An 18,092-nucleotide genomic window follows, 5' to 3' on the forward strand; every position below is an offset into this window, starting at 1 on the left:
GGGGACGTGTCGTTGAACGAGCGTGCACACATTTTCGCAGAGTGAAGCGGGAACTGGGTCTGAACTTGTTGATAATTATGATTATATTGTTTTGTATGTGCTCTTTCGTGTGGGGCACCACTGCAAATAAGGACATGAAATGCCTGTAATTACGCTTCCTGATGGCAGCCAACGCCATTTTGATCACGCTGTGAGCCCGATGGACGTCGCTCTGGATATTGGCCCCGGTCTGGCGAAAGCCACCATCGCTGGTCGTGTCAATGGCGAGCTGGTTGACGCCTGTGACTTAATTGAAAACGACGCAACGCTCTCTATCATCACCGCGAAAGATGAAGATGGACTTGAGATTATTCGTCACTCCTGTGCGCACCTTTTGGGACATGCGATTAAACAGCTGTGGCCAAATACCAAAATGGCGATCGGCCCGGTTGTCGACAATGGTTTCTACTATGATGTCGATCTGGACCATACCCTGACCCAGGAAGATATCGACGCGCTCGAAAAACGCATGCATGAGCTCGCCGAGAAAAACTACGACGTTATTAAGAAGAAAGTCAGCTGGCACGAAGCGCGTGAAACCTTTGTGAAGCGCGGCGAGAGCTATAAAGTCTCTATTCTTGATGAAAACATTGCTCATGATGATAAGCCCGGCTTGTATCATCACGAAGAATATGTCGACATGTGCCGTGGGCCGCATGTGCCGAATATGCGTTTCTGCCATCACTTCAAACTGATGAAGACCGCGGGCGCCTACTGGCGCGGCGATAGCAACAATAAAATGCTGCAGCGCATCTACGGTACCGCCTGGGCAGATAAAAAAGCGCTTAATGCCTATCTGCAGCGTCTGGAAGAAGCCGCTAAGCGCGATCACCGTAAAATCGGTAAGCAGCTCGATCTGTATCATATGCAGGAAGAGGCGCCGGGTATGGTGTTCTGGCATAACGACGGCTGGACTATCTTCCGCGAACTGGAAACTTTTGTGCGTTCTAAGCTGAAAGAGTACCAGTATCAGGAAGTTAAAGGCCCGTTTATGATGGACCGCGTGCTGTGGGAAAAAACCGGCCACTGGGACAACTATAAAGATGCGATGTTTACCACTTCTTCCGAGAACCGTGAATACTGCATCAAGCCGATGAACTGCCCGGGTCACGTGCAGATCTTCAACCAGGGCCTGAAATCCTACCGCGATCTGCCATTACGTATGGCTGAATTCGGTAGCTGCCATCGCAATGAGCCGTCAGGCGCGCTGCATGGCCTGATGCGCGTACGCGGATTTACTCAGGACGATGCCCACATTTTCTGTACTGAAGATCAGGTTCGTGATGAAGTTAACGCCTGTATTCGTATGGTCTACGATATGTACAGCACCTTCGGCTTCGAGAAAATCGTCGTCAAGCTGTCAACTCGCCCGGAAAAACGCATCGGTAGCGATGAGACATGGGATCGTGCTGAAGCGGATCTGGCGGTGGCGCTGGAAGAGAACAATATCCCGTTTGAATATCAACTGGGTGAAGGCGCCTTCTACGGTCCGAAAATTGAATTTACCCTGTATGACTGCCTCGATCGTGCATGGCAGTGCGGTACTGTACAGCTGGACTTCTCCTTGCCGCAGCGTTTAAGCGCCTCCTATGTTGGCGAAAATAATGAACGCCAGGTACCGGTAATGATTCACCGTGCTATTCTTGGTTCGCTGGAGCGCTTTATTGGCATCCTGACCGAAGAGTTTGCCGGCTTCTTCCCAAGCTGGCTTGCGCCAGTGCAGGTTGTGGTTATGAATATTACTGATTCTCAGGCTGAATACGTTAACGAATTGACGCGTAAACTACAAAATGCAGGCATTCGCGTAAAAGCAGACTTGAGAAATGAGAAGATAGGCTTTAAAATCCGCGAGCACACTTTACGTCGTGTCCCTTACATGTTGGTCTGTGGCGACAAAGAGGTAGAAGCTGGCAAAGTTGCCGTGCGTACCCGTCGTGGCAAAGACTTGGGCAGCCTGGACGTAAATGAAGTTATCGAGAAGCTGCAACAAGAGATTCGCAGCCGCAGTCTAAAACAACTGGAGGAATAAGGTATTAAAGGCGGAAAACGAGTTCAAACGGCACGTCCGAATCGTATCAATGGCGAGATTCGCGCCCTGGAAGTTCGCTTAACAGGTCTGGAAGGCGAAGCTTTGGGTATTGTGAGTCTGAGAGAAGCTATCGAAAAAGCTGAAGAAGCTGGAGTAGATTTAGTTGAGATCAGCCCTAACGCCGAACCGCCAGTTTGTCGTATCATGGACTACGGCAAGTTCCTTTATGAAAAGAGCAAGTCTTCTAAGGAACAGAAGAAAAAGCAAAAAGTTATTCAGGTCAAGGAAATCAAATTCCGACCTGGCACCGATGATGGCGACTACCAGGTAAAACTCCGCAGCCTGGTTCGCTTTCTGGAAGAGGGTGATAAAGCTAAGATCACGCTGCGTTTCCGCGGCCGTGAGATGGCTCACCAGCAGATCGGGATGGAAGTGCTTACCCGCGTCCGTGACGATCTGAGTGAACTGGCAGTAGTCGAATCCTTCCCAACGAAGATCGAAGGCCGTCAGATGATCATGGTGCTCGCTCCTAAGAAGAAACAGTAAGGCCTTCAAGTAGCAATGTCTGTGGAGCCTTTAGGTTCCGCAGCTGTTGCTCGCCTATGTTTCGTTTATTAACAATGCGAAGTGGAAGTTATTAAAATGCCAAAAATTAAGACCGTACGCGGTGCTGCTAAGCGCTTCAAAAAAACCGGTAAAGGTGGTTTTAAGCACAAGCACGCTAACCTGCGTCACATTCTGACCAAAAAAGCTACTAAGCGTAAACGTCACCTGCGTCCGAAAGCCATGGTTTCTAAAGGCGATCTGGGCCTGGTCATCGCGTGCCTGCCGTACGCATAAGTCGTTAACCCTTTTAACTTTTTAATTAGAATAGATACAGGAGAGCACATATGGCTCGCGTAAAACGTGGTGTAGTTGCCCGTGCACGTCACAAGAAAATTTTGAAACAAGCTAAAGGCTACTACGGTGCGCGTTCTCGCGTATACCGCGTTGCCTTCCAGGCTGTTATCAAAGCTGGTCAGTACGCTTATCGTGACCGTCGTCAGAAAAAGCGTCAGTTCCGTCAACTGTGGATTGCGCGTATCAACGCAGCAGCACGTCAGAACGGTATTTCTTACAGCAAATTCATCAACGGCCTGAAAAAAGCCTCTGTTGAAATCGACCGTAAGATCCTGGCTGACATCGCCGTATTCGACAAATTAGCGTTCACCGCGCTGGTCGAAAAAGCGAAAGCAGCTCTGGCATAAGCCAGTTGAAAGAGGGAGCTTGTCTCCCTCTTTTCGTTTCAAGGCTATCAATCCATTGACTTTTATTCGCGTAGGCTTTTCAATACCAGTCTTACGTTTTTTATCAGACAAGGTAATGCAAGCATGAATGCTGCTATTTTCCGCTTCTTTTTTTACTTTAGCACCTGAACTCAGGAGGCTAGCGCGTGAAAGAAGAAACGGAAAACAGCGCCAAAAAGCCTCCCCCTGTGGAGGCTTTTTTTGTATCTGAACTGGCTCGTTCTATTTCAAGCTCCAGACGCGTGGGTTGACCTGAATCATTCGGTCAAATGAAGGATTACCTACGGTCTGCGGCTCGAAATAGTGAGAGCAAAATAATAACCATAACCGGTGTCTGCACCGACATAATGAGGAAAACCATGTCACATCTCGCAGAGCTGGTTGCCAGTGCGAAGGCAGCCATTAACGAGGCATCAGATGTTGCTGCGCTGGACAACGTCCGCGTGGAATACCTGGGTAAAAAAGGGCTTTTGACCCTTCAGATGACGACCCTGCGCGAGCTGCCTGCTGAAGAGCGTCCGGCAGCCGGCGCGGTTATCAACGAAGCGAAAGAGCAGGTCCAGCAGGCGCTTAACGTGCGTAAGTCAGCGCTTGAAAGTGCTGCGCTTAACGCGCGCCTGGCCTCGGAAACCATCGATGTCTCTCTGCCGGGTCGTCGTATTGAGAACGGTGGCCTGCATCCGGTGACCCGTACTATCGACCGTATCGAAAGTTTCTTCGGTGAGCTCGGCTTTACCGTCGCGACTGGTCCGGAAATCGAAGATGACTACCACAACTTCGATGCGCTGAATATTCCTGGCCACCATCCGGCACGCGCTGACCACGACACTTTCTGGTTTGATGCGACGCGCCTGCTGCGTACGCAAACCTCAGGCGTACAGATCCGCACCATGGCTAACCAGCAGCCGCCGATCCGCATTATTGCGCCAGGTCGCGTCTATCGTAACGACTACGATCAGACCCACACCCCAATGTTCCATCAGATGGAAGGCCTGATTGTTGATACCAACATCAGCTTCACCAACCTGAAGGGAACACTGCACGATTTCCTGCGTAACTTCTTTGAAGAAGATCTACAGATTCGTTTTCGTCCGTCCTATTTCCCGTTCACCGAGCCCTCTGCGGAAGTTGACGTCATGGGCAAAAACGGCAAATGGCTGGAAGTGCTCGGCTGCGGTATGGTGCATCCAAACGTACTGCGCAACGTGGGTATTGATCCGGAAATCTATTCCGGCTTTGCCTTCGGCATGGGTATGGAGCGTCTGACCATGCTGCGCTACGGCGTGACCGACTTACGCGCGTTCTTCGAAAACGATCTGCGTTTCCTCAAACAGTTTAAATAAGGGCAGGACAGAACAATGAAATTCAGTGAACTGTGGTTACGCGAGTGGGTTAACCCAGCTATCGATAGCGAAGCGCTGTCGGACCAGATAACGATGGCCGGGCTTGAGGTTGACGGCGTTGAGCCGGTCGCGGGCAGTTTTAACGGCGTTGTTGTTGGCGAAGTGGTCGAGTGCGCTCAGCACCCTAATGCCGACAAGCTGCGCGTGACAAAAATCAACGTCGGCGGCGAACGTCTGCTGGATATCGTCTGCGGCGCGCCGAACTGCCGTCAGGGCCTTAAGGTTGCCGTTGCGACCATCGGCGCCGTACTGCCGGGCGATTTTAAAATTAAAGCGGCAAAGCTGCGCGGTGAGCCGTCGGAAGGTATGCTGTGCTCCTTCTCGGAACTGGGTATTTCCGACGATCACAGCGGTATTATTGAACTGCCCGCCGATGCGCCGCTGGGTACCGACATCCGTGAATATCTGAAGCTCGACGATAACACTATCGAAATCAGCGTCACGCCGAACCGTGCCGATTGTCTCGGTATTATCGGCGTGGCTCGCGATGTCGCCGTGCTCAACAAGGCGCCGTTGAATGTCCCGGAAATGCCCCCGGTAGCCGCCACCGTCAATGACGTTCTGCCAATCCAGGTCAATGCGCCGGAAGCATGTCCGCGCTATCTGGGGCGCGTGGTAAAAGGCATTAATGTCAAAGCACCGACCCCATTATGGATGAAAGAGAAGCTGCGCCGTTGCGGTATTCGCTCCATCGATGCGGTGGTTGATGTGACCAACTACGTATTGCTTGAGCTGGGTCAGCCGATGCACGCCTTCGATAAAGACCGCATTGAAGGCGGAATTATCGTGCGTATGGCGCATGAAGGGGAAACCCTGGTTCTGCTGGACGGCTCCGAGGCTAAGCTGGACACCGATACTCTGGTGATTGCTGACCATCAGAAAGCTCTGGCAATGGGGGGGATTTTCGGCGGCGAGCACTCCGGCGTAAACGATGAAACGCAAAACGTTCTGCTGGAATGCGCGTTCTTCAGCCCGCTGTCCATTACCGGTCGCGCCCGTCGCCATGGTCTGCATACCGATGCTTCCCACCGCTACGAGCGCGGCGTGGACTCCGCGTTGCAGTATCAGGCTATGGAGCGTGCGACCCGCCTGCTGATGGATATTTGCGGCGGCGAAGCTGGCCCGATTATTGACGTCACCAACGAAGCGACCCTGCCGAAGCCTGCGACCATCAGGCTTCGCCGCAGCAAGCTGGATCGTCTGATCGGTCACCACGTTGAGGATGCGCAGGTGAGCGATATTCTGCGACGTCTGGGCTGTGAAGTCACCGAAGGCCAGGACGAGTGGCATGCCGTCGCGCCGAGCTGGCGTTTCGATATTGCCATCGAAGAGGACCTGGTCGAAGAAGTCGCCCGCGTCTATGGCTATAACAATATTCCTGACGAACCGGTGCAAGCGGGCCTGATCATGGGCACCCACCGCGAAGCGGATCTGTCGCTTAAACGCGTGAAAACGCTGCTCAACGACAAAGGCTATCAGGAAGTGATTACCTACAGCTTCGTTGATCCGAAAGTACAGCAGTGGATCCACGCCGGCGAAGAAGCGCTGATTCTGCCGAGCCCGATCTCCAGCGAAATGTCGGCGATGCGCCTATCATTGTGGACCGGCCTGTTAGGGACGGTGGTCTACAACCAGAATCGTCAGCAGACTCGCGTGCGCATCTTTGAGAGCGGTTTACGCTTTGTTCCTGATACTCAGGCTCCGCTGGGCATTCGTCAGGATGTGATGCTGGCTGGCGTGATTTGCGGTAACCGTTATGAAGAACACTGGAACCTGGCAAAAGAAACCGTCGATTTCTATGATTTAAAAGGCGATCTGGAGTCGGTCCTCGACCTCACCGGTAAGCTGTCCGACATCGAATTCCGCATCGAAGCCAATAATGCGCTTCATCCGGGCCAGTCGGCGGCGATTTATCTGAAAGGTGAACGTATTGGTTTTATTGGGGTTGTTCATCCTGAGCTGGAACGTAAGCTGGATCTGAACGGTCGCACGTTGGTCTTTGAACTGGAGTGGAACAAGCTTGCAGACCGCGTGGTGCCTCAGGCGCATGAAGTTTCTCGCTTCCCGGCGAACCGTCGCGACATCGCCGTCGTTGTGGCAGAAAACGTTCCCGCTGCCGATGTTTTAGCCGAGTGTAAGAAAGTTGGCGTAAATCAGGTAGTTGGCGTAAACTTATTTGACGTGTACCGCGGCAAGGGCGTAGCAGAAGGTTTCAAGAGCCTCGCTATCAGCCTTATCCTCCAGGATACCAGCCGTACACTCGAAGAAGAGGAGATTGCCGCTACCGTCGCCAAATGTGTAGAGGCATTGAAAGAGCGATTCCAGGCATCATTGAGGGATTGAACCTATGGCGCTTACAAAAGCTGAAATGTCAGAATATCTGTTTGATAAGCTTGGGCTTAGCAAGCGGGATGCCAAAGAGCTGGTAGAGTTGTTTTTCGAAGAGGTCCGTCGCGCTCTGGAAAACGGAGAACAGGTAAAACTCTCCGGGTTCGGCAACTTCGATTTGCGAGATAAGAACCAACGCCCGGGCCGTAACCCGAAAACGGGAGAGGATATCCCTATTACAGCCCGGCGAGTGGTGACTTTCAGACCTGGCCAGAAGCTAAAAAGCCGTGTCGAAAATGCGTCACCCAGAGACAAATAATCTGAACTAACTAAAAAGGCCGCTATGCGGCCTTTTTTCTTTTCCTGGCCGAATACCGTAAAATCAATCACATCCTTTTTCTCGATTCAGAAAACTATGCTGACCTTTGCTCAAATTCAACGGCGCCGCAATCGGCGTTGGCTTGCGGTATTAACATTGCTGCTGTTGGTTACGTCGACCATCAGCCTGTGCGCGGGCGACCAGTGGATTGGCCCCGCCGAGTGGTTTAGCGCCAAAGGTGAGCTGTTTATCTGGCAGATCCGTCTGCCGCGCACTCTGGCCGTCCTATTAGTGGGGGCCGCGCTGGCGCTGTCCGGGGCGATTATGCAGGCGCTGTTTGAAAACCCGCTGGCGGAGCCCGGGCTGCTGGGGGTATCAAACGGCGCTGGGGTTGGCCTGATAGCCGCCGTCTTGCTGGGAAAAGGGCTGCTTCCGGGCTGGGCGCTGGGGCTGTGCGCCATCGCTGGCGCGCTGGTCATTACTTTTATTTTACTGCGTTTTGCCAGGCGGCATCTCTCGACCAGCCGCCTGCTGCTGGCGGGCGTGGCGCTCGGTATCATATGCAGCGCGCTGATGACCTGGGCGGTCTACTTCTCAACCTCTTTCGATCTCCGCCAGCTGATGTACTGGATGATGGGCGGCTTTGGCGGCGTGGACTGGCAGCAGCTGTGGCTGATGCTGGCTCTGCTGCCGGCGCTGGCCTGGGTGTGCCTGCAATCGCAGCCTCTTAATCTGTTAGCGCTGGGGGAGGTTTCCGCACGCCAGCTGGGGCTGCCGCTGTGGCTATGGCGTAAAGTGCTGGTGGTGGCGACCGGTTGGCTGGTGGGCGTCAGCGTGGCGCTGGCGGGCGCGATCGGCTTTATTGGTCTGGTTATTCCGCATATTCTGCGCTTATGTGGTTTAAGCGATCACCGCGCGCTGCTTCCGGCCTGTTTGTTAGCGGGGGCCAGCGCGCTGCTTGGGGCGGATATCGTCGCGCGTCTGGCGCTCTCGGCGGCGGAATTGCCGATTGGTGTGGTCACCGCCACCCTGGGTGCGCCGGTGTTCATCTGGTTATTGTTAAAATCAGGCCGCCCGCAGTAACGGGCGGCCGTAAGCGGTGGCTAATTACCAGCCCTTAATCGCATCGCCTTTGTAGACTTCCGCTGCCTTATCGGCAACTGCTTGAGTCTGGAAGGCCTCTTTCAGCTCCTGAACCTTTTTGCTGTCTTTATTCTCTTCGCGTGAAACGATGGCGTTGACGTACGGAGAGTCAGGACCTTCCATAAATAAGCCATCGCGGGCGGCCGACAGGCCGGCCTGGGCAGAGAAGTTGGTATTAATAATCGACAGGGCGACATTCGGGTCGTCAAGGGTACGGGTCAGCTGCGGCGTGTCGACTTCGACGATTTTTAGCTGTTTAGGATTGTCGATAATATCCAGCGTCGTAGGCAGGTAGCCTGTCCCTTCTTTTAGCTTGATTAAACCTTGCGCCTGCAGCAGCAGCAGGCTGCGGCCCAGGGTTGTGGTTTCGTTAGAAATGGAAATCGTCGCGCCGTCAGGCAGTTCGCTGATATTTTTGATTTTCTTCGAGTAGGCGGCGATCGGGAAGACGAAGGTTTTACCGACAATCGCAAACTTATAGCCGCGCTCTTTTGATTGCGCCTCAAGGTAAGGCAGCGTCTGGAAGGCGTTAGCATCGACGTCTTTATTGTTCAGCGCTTCGTTCGGCAGTACGTAATCATTAAATGAGATAACCTCCACGTCGAGGTTATATTTCTCTTTGGCCACTTGTTCTACGACTTTCCAGATAGCCTCATCCGGCCCGGTATTAATGGCGACTTTGATCTTATTATCTTCATCCGGTGAGCAGGCTGCCAGCAGCGCGACGGAGGCCGCAATTAACACCGTGCTAAACATCTTCTTCATCAATAAAACTCTCTTAAATTAACAATTAACGAAATGCTATTACATCCATTCATCACTGTACACTGAATTGCGCGCTCCCGGTGTTGAGATGAATTCATGTTGTGTGGCCTGTTACATCAAGAGACACTCCGGGGGGATTCAAAGTAGAATGACCCGGTCTGAATCCGCTACAGTAGATAGGGATCACCTGAAGCAGAAATCGGTTTATTCATTGAGGGAAGGCTATGCAACACGATATTCTCAATACTGAAGTCACCACCATCGATGGTGAAAAAACAACGCTTGCCCCATGGGCGGGTAAAGTGCTGTTGATCGTTAACGTTGCTTCAAAATGCGGCCTGACGCCGCAGTATGAGCAGCTGGAAGCGCTGCAAAAAGGGCTTGAAAGTGAAGGATTTAGCGTGCTGGGCTTCCCGTGCAACCAGTTCCTGGGGCAGGAGCCGGGCAGCGAAGAAGAGATAAAAACCTTCTGTAGCACCACCTACGGCGTGACTTTCCCGATGTTCAGCAAAATTGACGTTAACGGCGAGCATCGCGCGCCTCTGTATCAGAAGCTGGTTGATGCCGCCCCGCAGGCTGTCGCGCCGGAAGGCAGCGGTTTTTATGAGCGCATGGCCAGTAAAGGCAGGGCTCCGCTGTATGTAGATGATATTCTTTGGAACTTTGAAAAATTCCTGATTGGCCGGGACGGACAGGTTATCGGTCGTTTCTCACCGGATATGACGCCGGATGACCCGCAGCTGGTGGCCGCCATTAAAGGAGCTTTAGCGAAATAATGCCGTTTTTGATGCAGCTACAGGACGTAGAAGAGGCGGGGCGGCTGGCGCCGTTTTCAGCGGAAATCCGGCCGGGAGAGATTATTCACCTGGTGGGGCCAAACGGCGCGGGGAAAAGCACGCTGTTGGCGCGTATGGCGGGACTCTCTACAGGGCCGGGGCGGGTCAAACTGAATGAACGCCCTCTGAAGGATTGGCCTGCTCAGGAGCTGGCCCGTCATCGGGCCTATTTAAGCCAACACCAGATGCCGCCTTTCGCAATGCCGGTCTGGCATTATCTGTCGCTGCATCTGCACAACGACGCGCAAAACGCGCTGCTGACGGCTGTCGCGGAGAAACTGGGCTTAGGCGATAAGCTTGGGCGCCAGGTGAATCACATTTCTGGCGGGGAGTGGCAGCGCGTGCGGCTGGCGGCGGTAATACTGCAGATTCATCGGCAGGCTAATCCGGCCGGGCAATTGCTCTTGCTGGATGAACCAATGAATAGCCTGGACGTGGCGCAGCAGTCCGCGCTCGATCGCGTATTAAATGAGCTCTGTGCATCCGGGGTTGCTATCGTGATGAGCAGCCACGACCTTAATCATACCCTCCGACATGCCCATCGCGCCTGGCTGATCTGCCGGGGGAAAACCATTGCCTGCGGTAGTACCGCTGAAGTTCTTAACGAAGAAAACTTGACCGCCGCCTACGCCATGGACTTCCAGAGAGTTGAGGTGGCTGGTCATCTTATGCTCGTTCCGTCACAGTAGCACGCAGTCAGCTTGCCAGCGAATTGATAAACAAGCTAAATTATTCTGCTAACAGGATAAGGAACAGAGGATTCGTCTGAGATGCGTTTCTGGCTCGTTTTGTGTGTTGCGTTATTTCTGGCGGGTTGTAGCAGTCACCGGGCGCCGCCGCCAAATCCACGGCTTGCTGATTCGATTACCGTTGTGGCCAACCTGAATGAGCAGTTAAGGAACTGGCGGGGAGCGCCTTATCGCTACGGCGGGATGTCGCCGCGCGGCGTCGATTGCTCCGGGTTTGTGCTAATGACCTTTCGCGACAAGTTTGCGCTGCAGCTTCCACGCGAAACCCGTGAGCAGGCGGAGGTCGGCACCAAAATTGATAAGAGCGAACTGCTGCCCGGCGATCTGGTCTTTTTCAAGACCGGCTCCGGAGAGAGTGGTCTGCACGTCGGTATTTACGACACCGACAACCAGTTTATCCACGCCTCCACCAGCCAGGGCGTGACGCGCTCATCGCTGGATAATGTCTACTGGCATAAAAAATTCTGGCAGGCGCGAAGGATCTAACGCCAGCCGTCACCGGGCAAAGGCTGAAGCGCGGCCAATCCCCCGTGCGGCTTATTATTGCAATAACCCCGTACTTGCCCCGTGTTAATAATTTGTTGAAAGCACTACACTGAAGGCAGGAGGAACCATGACCCTGTCTTTTACTACCCACTGGCGTGATGAACTGCCGGATTTTTACACTGCTTTAGCCCCCACACCGCTGGAGAATGCGCGGCTTGTCTGGCACAACGTGCCGCTGGCGCGATCGCTGGGCGTCGCCGATTCGTTATTTAGCCCGGAGAAGGGCGCTGGCGTATGGGGCGGCGAAACGCTGCTGCCGGGAATGTCGCCGCTGGCGCAGGTATACAGCGGCCACCAGTTCGGCTCCTGGGCCGGGCAGCTCGGCGACGGGCGCGGCATTCTGCTCGGCGAACAGCAGCTCGCGGACGGTCGTCGCTTTGACTGGCACCTGAAAGGTGCCGGGCTCACTCCCTATTCACGGATGGGTGACGGACGGGCGGTACTGCGCTCAACGATCCGCGAGGGGCTGGCCTCGGAAGCAATGCATGCGCTGGGTATTCCCACCACCCGCGCGCTGGCGATAGTGGCCAGCGACACCCCGGTATACCGTGAAACCGCTGAACGCGGGGCGATGCTGATGCGGCTGGCGGAAAGTCACGTACGTTTTGGCCATTTTGAGCACTTTTACTACCGCCGCGAGCCGCTCAAAGTACAGCAACTGGCGGATTACGTGATTCGTCACCACTGGCCGCACCTGCAAAATGAAGCGGATAAGTACATTGTCTGGTTCAGCGACGTGGTCACTCGAACGGCTGAGATGATTGCCAGCTGGCAAACGGTCGGCTTTGCGCACGGGGTAATGAATACCGATAACATGTCGATCCTCGGCCTGACGATGGACTACGGTCCGTACGGTTTCCTTGACGATTTCCAGCCGGGATTTATTTGTAACCATTCCGATTATCAGGGGCGCTATAGCTTTGATAATCAGACGGCGGTAGGGCTATGGAATCTGCAACGCCTGGCGCAGACGCTGTCGCCGTTTATCAGCGCGGAGTTACTGAACGGCGCGCTGGATGGCTACCAGCACGCGCTGCTCACGGCATATGGCCGCCGCATGCGCGACAAGCTTGGCCTGTTTACCCAGCAAAAAGGAGATAACGAGTTGCTGGACGGTCTGTTTGCCTTAATGGCGCGCGAGGGCAGCGACTATACGCGGACCTTCCGGATGCTCAGCGCCAGCGAGCAGGCGAGCGCCGCCTCGCCGCTACGCGACGAATTTATCGACCGCGAGACCTTCGATAGCTGGTTTGCCGATTATCGCGCGCGCCTGCGCGATGAACTGGTTGACGATGAGCAAAGGCAGGTGAGGATGCGCAGCGTGAATCCGGCGCTGGTGCTGCGCAACTGGCTTGCGCAGAGGACAATTGAGCTGGCGGAGCAGGGAGATATGAGTGAACTGGAACGTCTGCATAATGCGCTATCCCAGCCCTTTATCGACAGGACGGATGATTATGTCAATCGTCCTCCTGACTGGGGAAGGCGTCTTGAAGTGAGCTGTTCCAGCTAGTCGTTATTATCCCTGCCTTAATCGGCGGGGATAATTATTTGGTCAGGATCAGCTTACCCGAATGGGTCTGGCGCAGCAGATAGCGCTGACCGTCGTGTTCAATCACCACTCGTCCCTCGGTGCCTAATAATGTGCGACTGCTTATCTCTCTGTCGGTCGGAACAGGATGCAGGGCATTGTCTTTAGTTTTTTCTGCTGTGGCAGTGTTATCCATACGCGTCATAGCACTAAAAATAAAAATAAAGGTAACAATGATAATCATTATCAATAATGTTGTTTTTCACGGCAAGCATTATTTATCAAAATAGCCGATTTAGCCGGTGAGCGAGCGGACGAGGGAAGGAAATAACCCCGCCGCGGAGACGGCGGGGAAGGGGAACTACAGGCGGGTGGAGGTGGCGGCGGCTAATTCACCCAGCAGCCGTTCGCTATCGTCCCAGTTCAGGCAGGGATCGGTTATCGACTGCCCCCAGGCCAGCGGCTGGCCGGCGACCACCTTCTGCGTGCCTTCCTGAAGGAAGCTCTCGGCCATGATCCCGGCGATAGCGGTCGAGCCAGCGCGGATCTGCTGGCAGATATCGGCGCACACCTCCAGCTGACGGCGGTGCTGTTTCTGGCAATTGCCGTGGCTAAAATCCACCACCAGCTGTTCCGGTAGGTCGAACTCAGCCAGCGCTTGCCCTGCTGCGGCGATATCGGCAGCGTGGTAATTCGGTTTTTTGCCGCCGCGCATAATGATATGGCCGTAAGGATTACCGCTGGTCTGGTAGATCGTCATTTGCCCCTGCTTATCCGGTGACAGGAACATGTGGCTGGCGCGGGAAGCGCGGATAGCGTCTACGGCGATACGGGTATTGCCATCGGTACCGTTCTTAAAGCCTACCGGGCAAGAGAGCGCAGAGGCCATTTCGCGGTGGATTTGGCTCTCGGTCGTACGTGCGCCGATTGCGCCCCAGCTTATCAAGTCGGCAATAAACTGCCCGGTCACCATATCGAGAAACTCGGTGGCGGTCGGTACGCCCAGTTCATTGACCTGCAGCAGCAGGCTACGCGCCAGCTCGAGGCCGTGATTCACCCGATAGCTGCCGTTGAGGTCGGGGTCGGAGATCAGCCCCTTCCAGCCGACCACCGTGCGCGGCTTCTCAAAATAGGTACGCATCACGATTTCCAGCTGCGGCTGGTAACGTTCGCGCATGCCCTGCAGGCGGCGCGCATACTCCATCGCCGCATCAATGTCGTGGATGGAGCACGGACCTATCACCACCAGCAGGCGGCGGTCCTCACCGTTGAGAATTCTCTCGATGCGGCGGCGCGAAGCGGAGACGTGAGCTGCAACTTCGGCAGACACAGGATGCCGCTGAGCCAGTTCCGCGGGCGTTACCAGGCTTTCAATGCGCGCGGTACGCAATTCGTCTGTTTTATTCATTGGGGTCTCAAAAATCTGTTTCTTCCGCGGCGAAAATGCCGGGAAGTGATGCGCATCACGATAAACCAATCCCCGCTTATTGCAAGAGCAGGGCATGATCCTGTATAGGCCACGGGTGATAGCATAAACAAATTTTTAATAATGTACTAGTGTGTTAGTACATTCTGCGGCTCAACCCCATAATATCCATGATTTTGGTGGCGATCTCTTCTACGGAATAGTTGGTACTGTTCAGGCAAGGTATCTTGTTTTTGCGGTAAAGCGCTTCAACTTCGGTCACTTCCATTCGGCACTGACGCATAGAAGCATAGCGGCTGTTTTCCCGTCGCTCTTCACGGATAGCCGCCAGGCGCTCCGGATTGATCGTTAAGCCGAAGAGCTTGTGCTGTAGCGGCTTGAGGGAGGCCGGAAGAATCAGATTGTCCATATCATCGGCGATAAACGGGTAGTTGGCGGCGCGGATACCGTACTGCATCGCCAGGTACAGACTGGTGGGGGTTTTCCCGCAGCGCGAAACGCCGAGTAGGATCACCTGAGCTTGATCGAGGTTGCGCAGCGAAATGCCGTCATCGTGGGCAAGGGTATAATCGATAGCGGCGATGCGCGCGTCGTATTTATTGAGGTTGCCCGGCGTCAGGCCGTGGGTTCGGTGAGCGATTGGCGTCGGGTCAAGGCGCAATTCCTGCTGCAGAGGGGCCACCAGCGCCTGAACGATATCCTGACAAAAGCCTTCACTTTGTATGATGATGTCGCGGATTTCCGGCAGCACGATGGAGTAGAACACCAGCGGTCGAATACCGGTCTGCTGGAAAATCGCGTCTATTTGCTCCTTCACGGCGCGCGCGCGGCTGATATTTTCGACAAACGGCAGGGTTACGCTGCTGGTGGCGACCGGGAATTGCGACATGACCGCATGACCCAGAACTTCCGCCGTAATAGCGGTACCGTCGGAAATATAAAAGACGTGGCGATCTACAGCACTTTCCATTTTGACCATCCGGTATAATGAGTTTAATTGTCTGAAAGCAGATATTAAATTTAAGCATAACGCTCCAGGCTTTGTCTCATATTTAAAAAATGAAACGCTATTTTTATTTTTAATGAAAAGGTGAGTTCATTTTTCGCAACTGCGTATCTTTTGTATCAAATTTCATCAGATTTCTGAAGAATCATTAGCTTAGCTATATCTGGCAAAGAATCCTAAAAACGAAAAAATAATTTGCTTGAACGATTCACCGTTTCTTTCAGCTGGATAAATATGTCAGGATAAATCTCGTAGTCGATCGTGAATTATTTATCACTGGTATTAAATCACAAAAGGATTGTCTCGATGTCCAACAATGGCTCGTCACCGCTGGTGCTTTGGTATAACCAACTCGGCATGAATGATGTAGACAGGGTTGGGGGCAAAAATGCCTCCCTTGGTGAAATGATTACAAATCTGTCTGGTATGGGCGTTTCCGTACCGAACGGGTTTGCCACCACCGCTGATGCCTTTAATCAGTTTTTGGACCAAAGCGGTGTTAACCAGCGCATTTATGAACTGCTGGATGAAACCGACATTGATGACGTTTCCGCATTAGCGAAAGCGGGCGCACAGATCCGTCAGTGGATCATCGATACGCCGTTCCAGAGCGAACTGGAAAATGCGATTCGTGATGCCTATACCCAGCTCTCCGCCGATGACGCTGAGGCCTCTTTTGCCGTTCGCTCCTCGGCGACGGCGGAAGATATGCCAGATGCCTCCTTCGCCGGTCAGCAAGAGACATTCCTTAACGTGCAGGGCTTTGACGCCGTGCTCGTCGCGGTGAAGCACGTATTTGCTTCGCTGTTTAACGATCGCGCCATTTCCTACCGTGTGCATCAGGGATACGATCATCGCGGGGTGGCGCTCTCCGCCGGGGTGCAAAGGATGGTCCGTTCCGATCTGGCCTCGTCCGGCGTGATGTTCTCTATCGATACCGAATCCGGTTTTGACCAGGTGGTGTTTATCACCTCCGCCTGGGGGCTCGGCGAAATGGTGGTGCAGGGGGCGGTGAACCCCGATGAGTTCTACGTCCATAAACCGACGCTGGAAGCGGGCCGTCCGGCCATTGTCCGCCGCACCATGGGGTCGAAAAAGATCCGCATGGTTTACGCCCCTACCCAGGAGCACGGTAAGCAGGTGCGTATCGAAGACGTGCCGCAGGCGCAGCGCGACGTTTTCTCGTTGACCGATGCGGAAGTGCAGGAGCTGGCGCAGCAGGCGCTACAAATCGAAAAACACTACAACCGCCCGATGGATATCGAGTGGGCGAAGGATGGTCACACCGGCAAGCTATTTATCGTGCAGGCCCGTCCGGAAACCGTTCGTTCGCGCGGCCAGGTCATGGAGCGTTATACCCTCCATGCACAAGGGCAGATTATTTCGGAAGGGCGCGCTATCGGCCATCGTATCGGCGCGGGTCCGGTAAAGGTCATTCACGATATCAGCGAAATGAACCGCATCGAGCCCGGCGACGTGCTGGTGACCGACATGACCGACCCGGACTGGGAACCGATCATGAAAAAAGCGGCGGCGATCGTCACCAACCGCGGCGGGCGTACCTGTCATGCGGCGATTATCGCGCGTGAGCTGGGGATCCCGGCGGTAGTTGGCTGCGGCAACGCCACCGATCGCATCCAGGAAAACCAGAACGTGACCGTCTCCTGCGCGGAAGGTGATACCGGCTACGTGTATGCCGAAATCCTCGACTTCAGCGTGAAGAGCTCCAGCGTTGGCGAGATGCCGGATCTGCCGCTGAAAATCATGATGAACGTCGGTAACCCGGACCGCGCCTTTGACTTTGCCTGCCTGCCAAACGAAGGCGTAGGCCTGGCGCGTCTGGAGTTCATCATCAACCGTATGATCGGCGTCCACCCGCGCGCGCTGCTGGAGTTCGACGATCAGGAGCCGGGTTTGCAGAACGAAATCCGCGAGCTGATGAAAGGCTACGACTCGCCGAGAGAGTTCTACGTCGGCCGCCTGACGGAAGGGATCTCGACGCTGGGCGCGGCATTCTTCCCGAAACGAGTGATTGTGCGTCTTTCCGACTTTAAATCTAACGAATACGCCAATCTGGTCGGTGGCGAACGTTATGAGCCGGAAGAAGAGAACCCGATGCTGGGCTTCCGCGGCGCCGGTCGCTATGTGTCCGAAAGCTTCCGCGACTGCTTCGCGCTGGAGTGTGAAGCGGTTAAACGGGTGCGTAACGACATGGGGCTGACCAACGTCGAAATCATGGTGCCGTTTGTCCGCACCGTCGCGCAGGCAAAAGCGGTGGTTGATGAGCTGGAACGCCAGGGCCTCAAGCGCGGCGAAAACGGCCTGAAGCTGATTATGATGTGTGAAATCCCATCGAATGCGCTGCTGGCTGAACAGTTCCTCGAATACTTCGACGGCTTCTCTATCGGTTCTAACGATATGACGCAGCTGGCGCTGGGCCTGGACCGTGACTCCGGCGTAGTCTCAGAACTGTTCGATGAGCGTAACGACGCGGTGAAAGCGCTGCTGTCGATGGCCATTCGCGCGGCGAAGAAACAGGGCAAATATGTCGGTATCTGTGGGCAGGGTCCGTCTGACCACGAAGATTTTGCCGCCTGGCTGATGGAAGAGGGGATCGATAGCCTGTCCCTGAACCCGGATACGGTCGTGCAAACCTGGCTCGGACTGGCGGAATTGAATAAGTAAGTTC

Annotated in this window: 18 protein-coding genes and 1 other annotated feature; of the genes, 14 read left to right on the forward strand and 4 right to left on the reverse strand. The window is 54.3% G+C overall.

Going from position 1 to position 18,092, the window contains the following annotated elements; genetic code table 11:
* The first annotated feature begins 139 nt into the window (after window positions 1-139).
* From thrS to btuC, 9 genes are all read left to right on the forward strand, one after another.
* A complete protein-coding gene (gene thrS / locus K7H21_RS11545) occupies window positions 140-2,068 on the forward strand; it encodes a threonine--tRNA ligase (protein WP_004102966.1) in 1,929 nt (642 codons plus the stop codon).
* A gap of 3 nt (window positions 2,069-2,071) precedes the next feature.
* Complete coding sequence (gene infC, locus K7H21_RS11550) at window positions 2,072-2,614, forward strand: translation initiation factor IF-3 (RefSeq protein ID WP_071830666.1); 543 nt, start codon at window positions 2,072-2,074, stop codon at window positions 2,612-2,614.
* 96 nt (window positions 2,615-2,710) lie between these two features.
* The gene (gene rpmI, locus K7H21_RS11555) at window positions 2,711-2,908 is read left to right on the forward strand and encodes a 50S ribosomal protein L35 (protein WP_001124225.1); all 198 of its coding nucleotides are present in this window, start codon (window positions 2,711-2,713) and stop codon (window positions 2,906-2,908) included.
* A gap of 50 nt (window positions 2,909-2,958) precedes the next feature.
* Window positions 2,959-3,315: a 50S ribosomal protein L20 gene (gene rplT, locus K7H21_RS11560; protein WP_004102963.1), complete on the forward strand. Its 357-nt coding sequence runs from the start codon at window positions 2,959-2,961 to the stop codon at window positions 3,313-3,315.
* A 118-nt stretch (window positions 3,316-3,433) separates the two neighbouring features.
* Window positions 3,434-3,559 (forward strand) — a sequence feature (Phe leader region).
* Window positions 3,439-3,483 (forward strand): pheST operon leader peptide PheM, encoded by a 45-nt coding sequence (gene pheM, locus K7H21_RS11565; RefSeq protein ID WP_001386830.1) that lies wholly within the window; start codon window positions 3,439-3,441, stop codon window positions 3,481-3,483. It overlaps the preceding feature by 45 nt.
* A gap of 154 nt (window positions 3,560-3,713) precedes the next feature.
* Window positions 3,714-4,697, forward strand: a complete 984-nt coding sequence (gene pheS / locus K7H21_RS11570; RefSeq protein WP_004119126.1) for a phenylalanine--tRNA ligase subunit alpha — start codon at window positions 3,714-3,716, stop codon at window positions 4,695-4,697.
* Window positions 4,698-4,712: 15 nt separating this feature from the next.
* Complete coding sequence (gene pheT / locus K7H21_RS11575) at window positions 4,713-7,100, forward strand: phenylalanine--tRNA ligase subunit beta (RefSeq protein WP_142470079.1); 2,388 nt, start codon at window positions 4,713-4,715, stop codon at window positions 7,098-7,100.
* A 4-nt stretch (window positions 7,101-7,104) separates the two neighbouring features.
* Window positions 7,105-7,404, forward strand: a complete 300-nt coding sequence (gene ihfA / locus K7H21_RS11580; protein WP_004102960.1) for an integration host factor subunit alpha — start codon at window positions 7,105-7,107, stop codon at window positions 7,402-7,404.
* A gap of 96 nt (window positions 7,405-7,500) precedes the next feature.
* On the forward strand, window positions 7,501-8,487 hold the full coding sequence (gene btuC / locus K7H21_RS11585) for a vitamin B12 ABC transporter permease BtuC (RefSeq protein ID WP_032742109.1): 987 nt from the start codon (window positions 7,501-7,503) through the stop codon (window positions 8,485-8,487).
* Window positions 8,488-8,511: 24 nt separating this feature from the next.
* Here btuC and K7H21_RS11590 read toward each other — a convergent pair whose 3' ends face one another.
* Window positions 8,512-9,312, reverse strand: a complete 801-nt coding sequence (locus K7H21_RS11590) for a MetQ/NlpA family ABC transporter substrate-binding protein (RefSeq protein WP_004119129.1) — start codon at window positions 9,310-9,312, stop codon at window positions 8,512-8,514.
* Window positions 9,313-9,536: 224 nt separating this feature from the next.
* Between K7H21_RS11590 and K7H21_RS11595 the strand changes: the two genes are divergently transcribed.
* The 4 genes from K7H21_RS11595 to selO all read left to right on the forward strand — a co-directional run bounded on the left by K7H21_RS11595 (window position 9,537) and on the right by selO (window position 12,953).
* Complete coding sequence (locus K7H21_RS11595; protein WP_004119130.1) at window positions 9,537-10,088, forward strand: glutathione peroxidase; 552 nt, start codon at window positions 9,537-9,539, stop codon at window positions 10,086-10,088.
* Complete coding sequence (btuD, locus tag K7H21_RS11600; protein WP_049114189.1) at window positions 10,088-10,837, forward strand: vitamin B12 ABC transporter ATP-binding protein BtuD; 750 nt, start codon at window positions 10,088-10,090, stop codon at window positions 10,835-10,837. Before K7H21_RS11595 ends, btuD begins: the two co-directional genes overlap by 1 nt.
* An 81-nt stretch (window positions 10,838-10,918) precedes the next feature.
* Entirely contained in the window at window positions 10,919-11,383 is a 465-nt protein-coding gene (locus K7H21_RS11605; RefSeq protein ID WP_004119135.1) for a C40 family peptidase, read from the forward strand.
* A 127-nt stretch (window positions 11,384-11,510) separates the two neighbouring features.
* On the forward strand, window positions 11,511-12,953 hold the full coding sequence (gene selO / locus K7H21_RS11610; RefSeq protein ID WP_223035788.1) for a protein adenylyltransferase SelO: 1,443 nt from the start codon (window positions 11,511-11,513) through the stop codon (window positions 12,951-12,953).
* A 34-nt stretch (window positions 12,954-12,987) separates the two neighbouring features.
* Here the strand turns inward: selO and hemP are convergent, their stop codons facing one another.
* From hemP to ppsR, 3 genes are all read right to left on the reverse strand, one after another.
* Window positions 12,988-13,167: a hemin uptake protein HemP gene (gene hemP / locus K7H21_RS11615; RefSeq protein WP_176690148.1), complete on the reverse strand. Its 180-nt coding sequence runs from the start codon at window positions 13,165-13,167 to the stop codon at window positions 12,988-12,990.
* Window positions 13,168-13,332: 165 nt separating this feature from the next.
* Entirely contained in the window at window positions 13,333-14,379 is a 1,047-nt protein-coding gene (gene aroH, locus K7H21_RS11620) for a 3-deoxy-7-phosphoheptulonate synthase AroH (protein WP_223035789.1), read from the reverse strand.
* 154 nt (window positions 14,380-14,533) lie between these two features.
* Window positions 14,534-15,367: a posphoenolpyruvate synthetase regulatory kinase/phosphorylase PpsR gene (gene ppsR, locus K7H21_RS11625; RefSeq protein ID WP_004119141.1), complete on the reverse strand. Its 834-nt coding sequence runs from the start codon at window positions 15,365-15,367 to the stop codon at window positions 14,534-14,536.
* A 342-nt stretch (window positions 15,368-15,709) separates the two neighbouring features.
* Between ppsR and ppsA the strand changes: the two genes are divergently transcribed.
* Window positions 15,710-18,088, forward strand: coding sequence for a phosphoenolpyruvate synthase (gene ppsA / locus K7H21_RS11630; protein ID WP_049114193.1), 2,379 nt, complete (start codon window positions 15,710-15,712; stop codon window positions 18,086-18,088).
* Window positions 18,089-18,092: the final 4 nt, after the last annotated feature.

It is taken from the genome of Klebsiella sp. CTHL.F3a, assembly GCF_019890895.1.
Taxonomy (GTDB): domain Bacteria; phylum Pseudomonadota; class Gammaproteobacteria; order Enterobacterales; family Enterobacteriaceae; genus Klebsiella; species Klebsiella grimontii.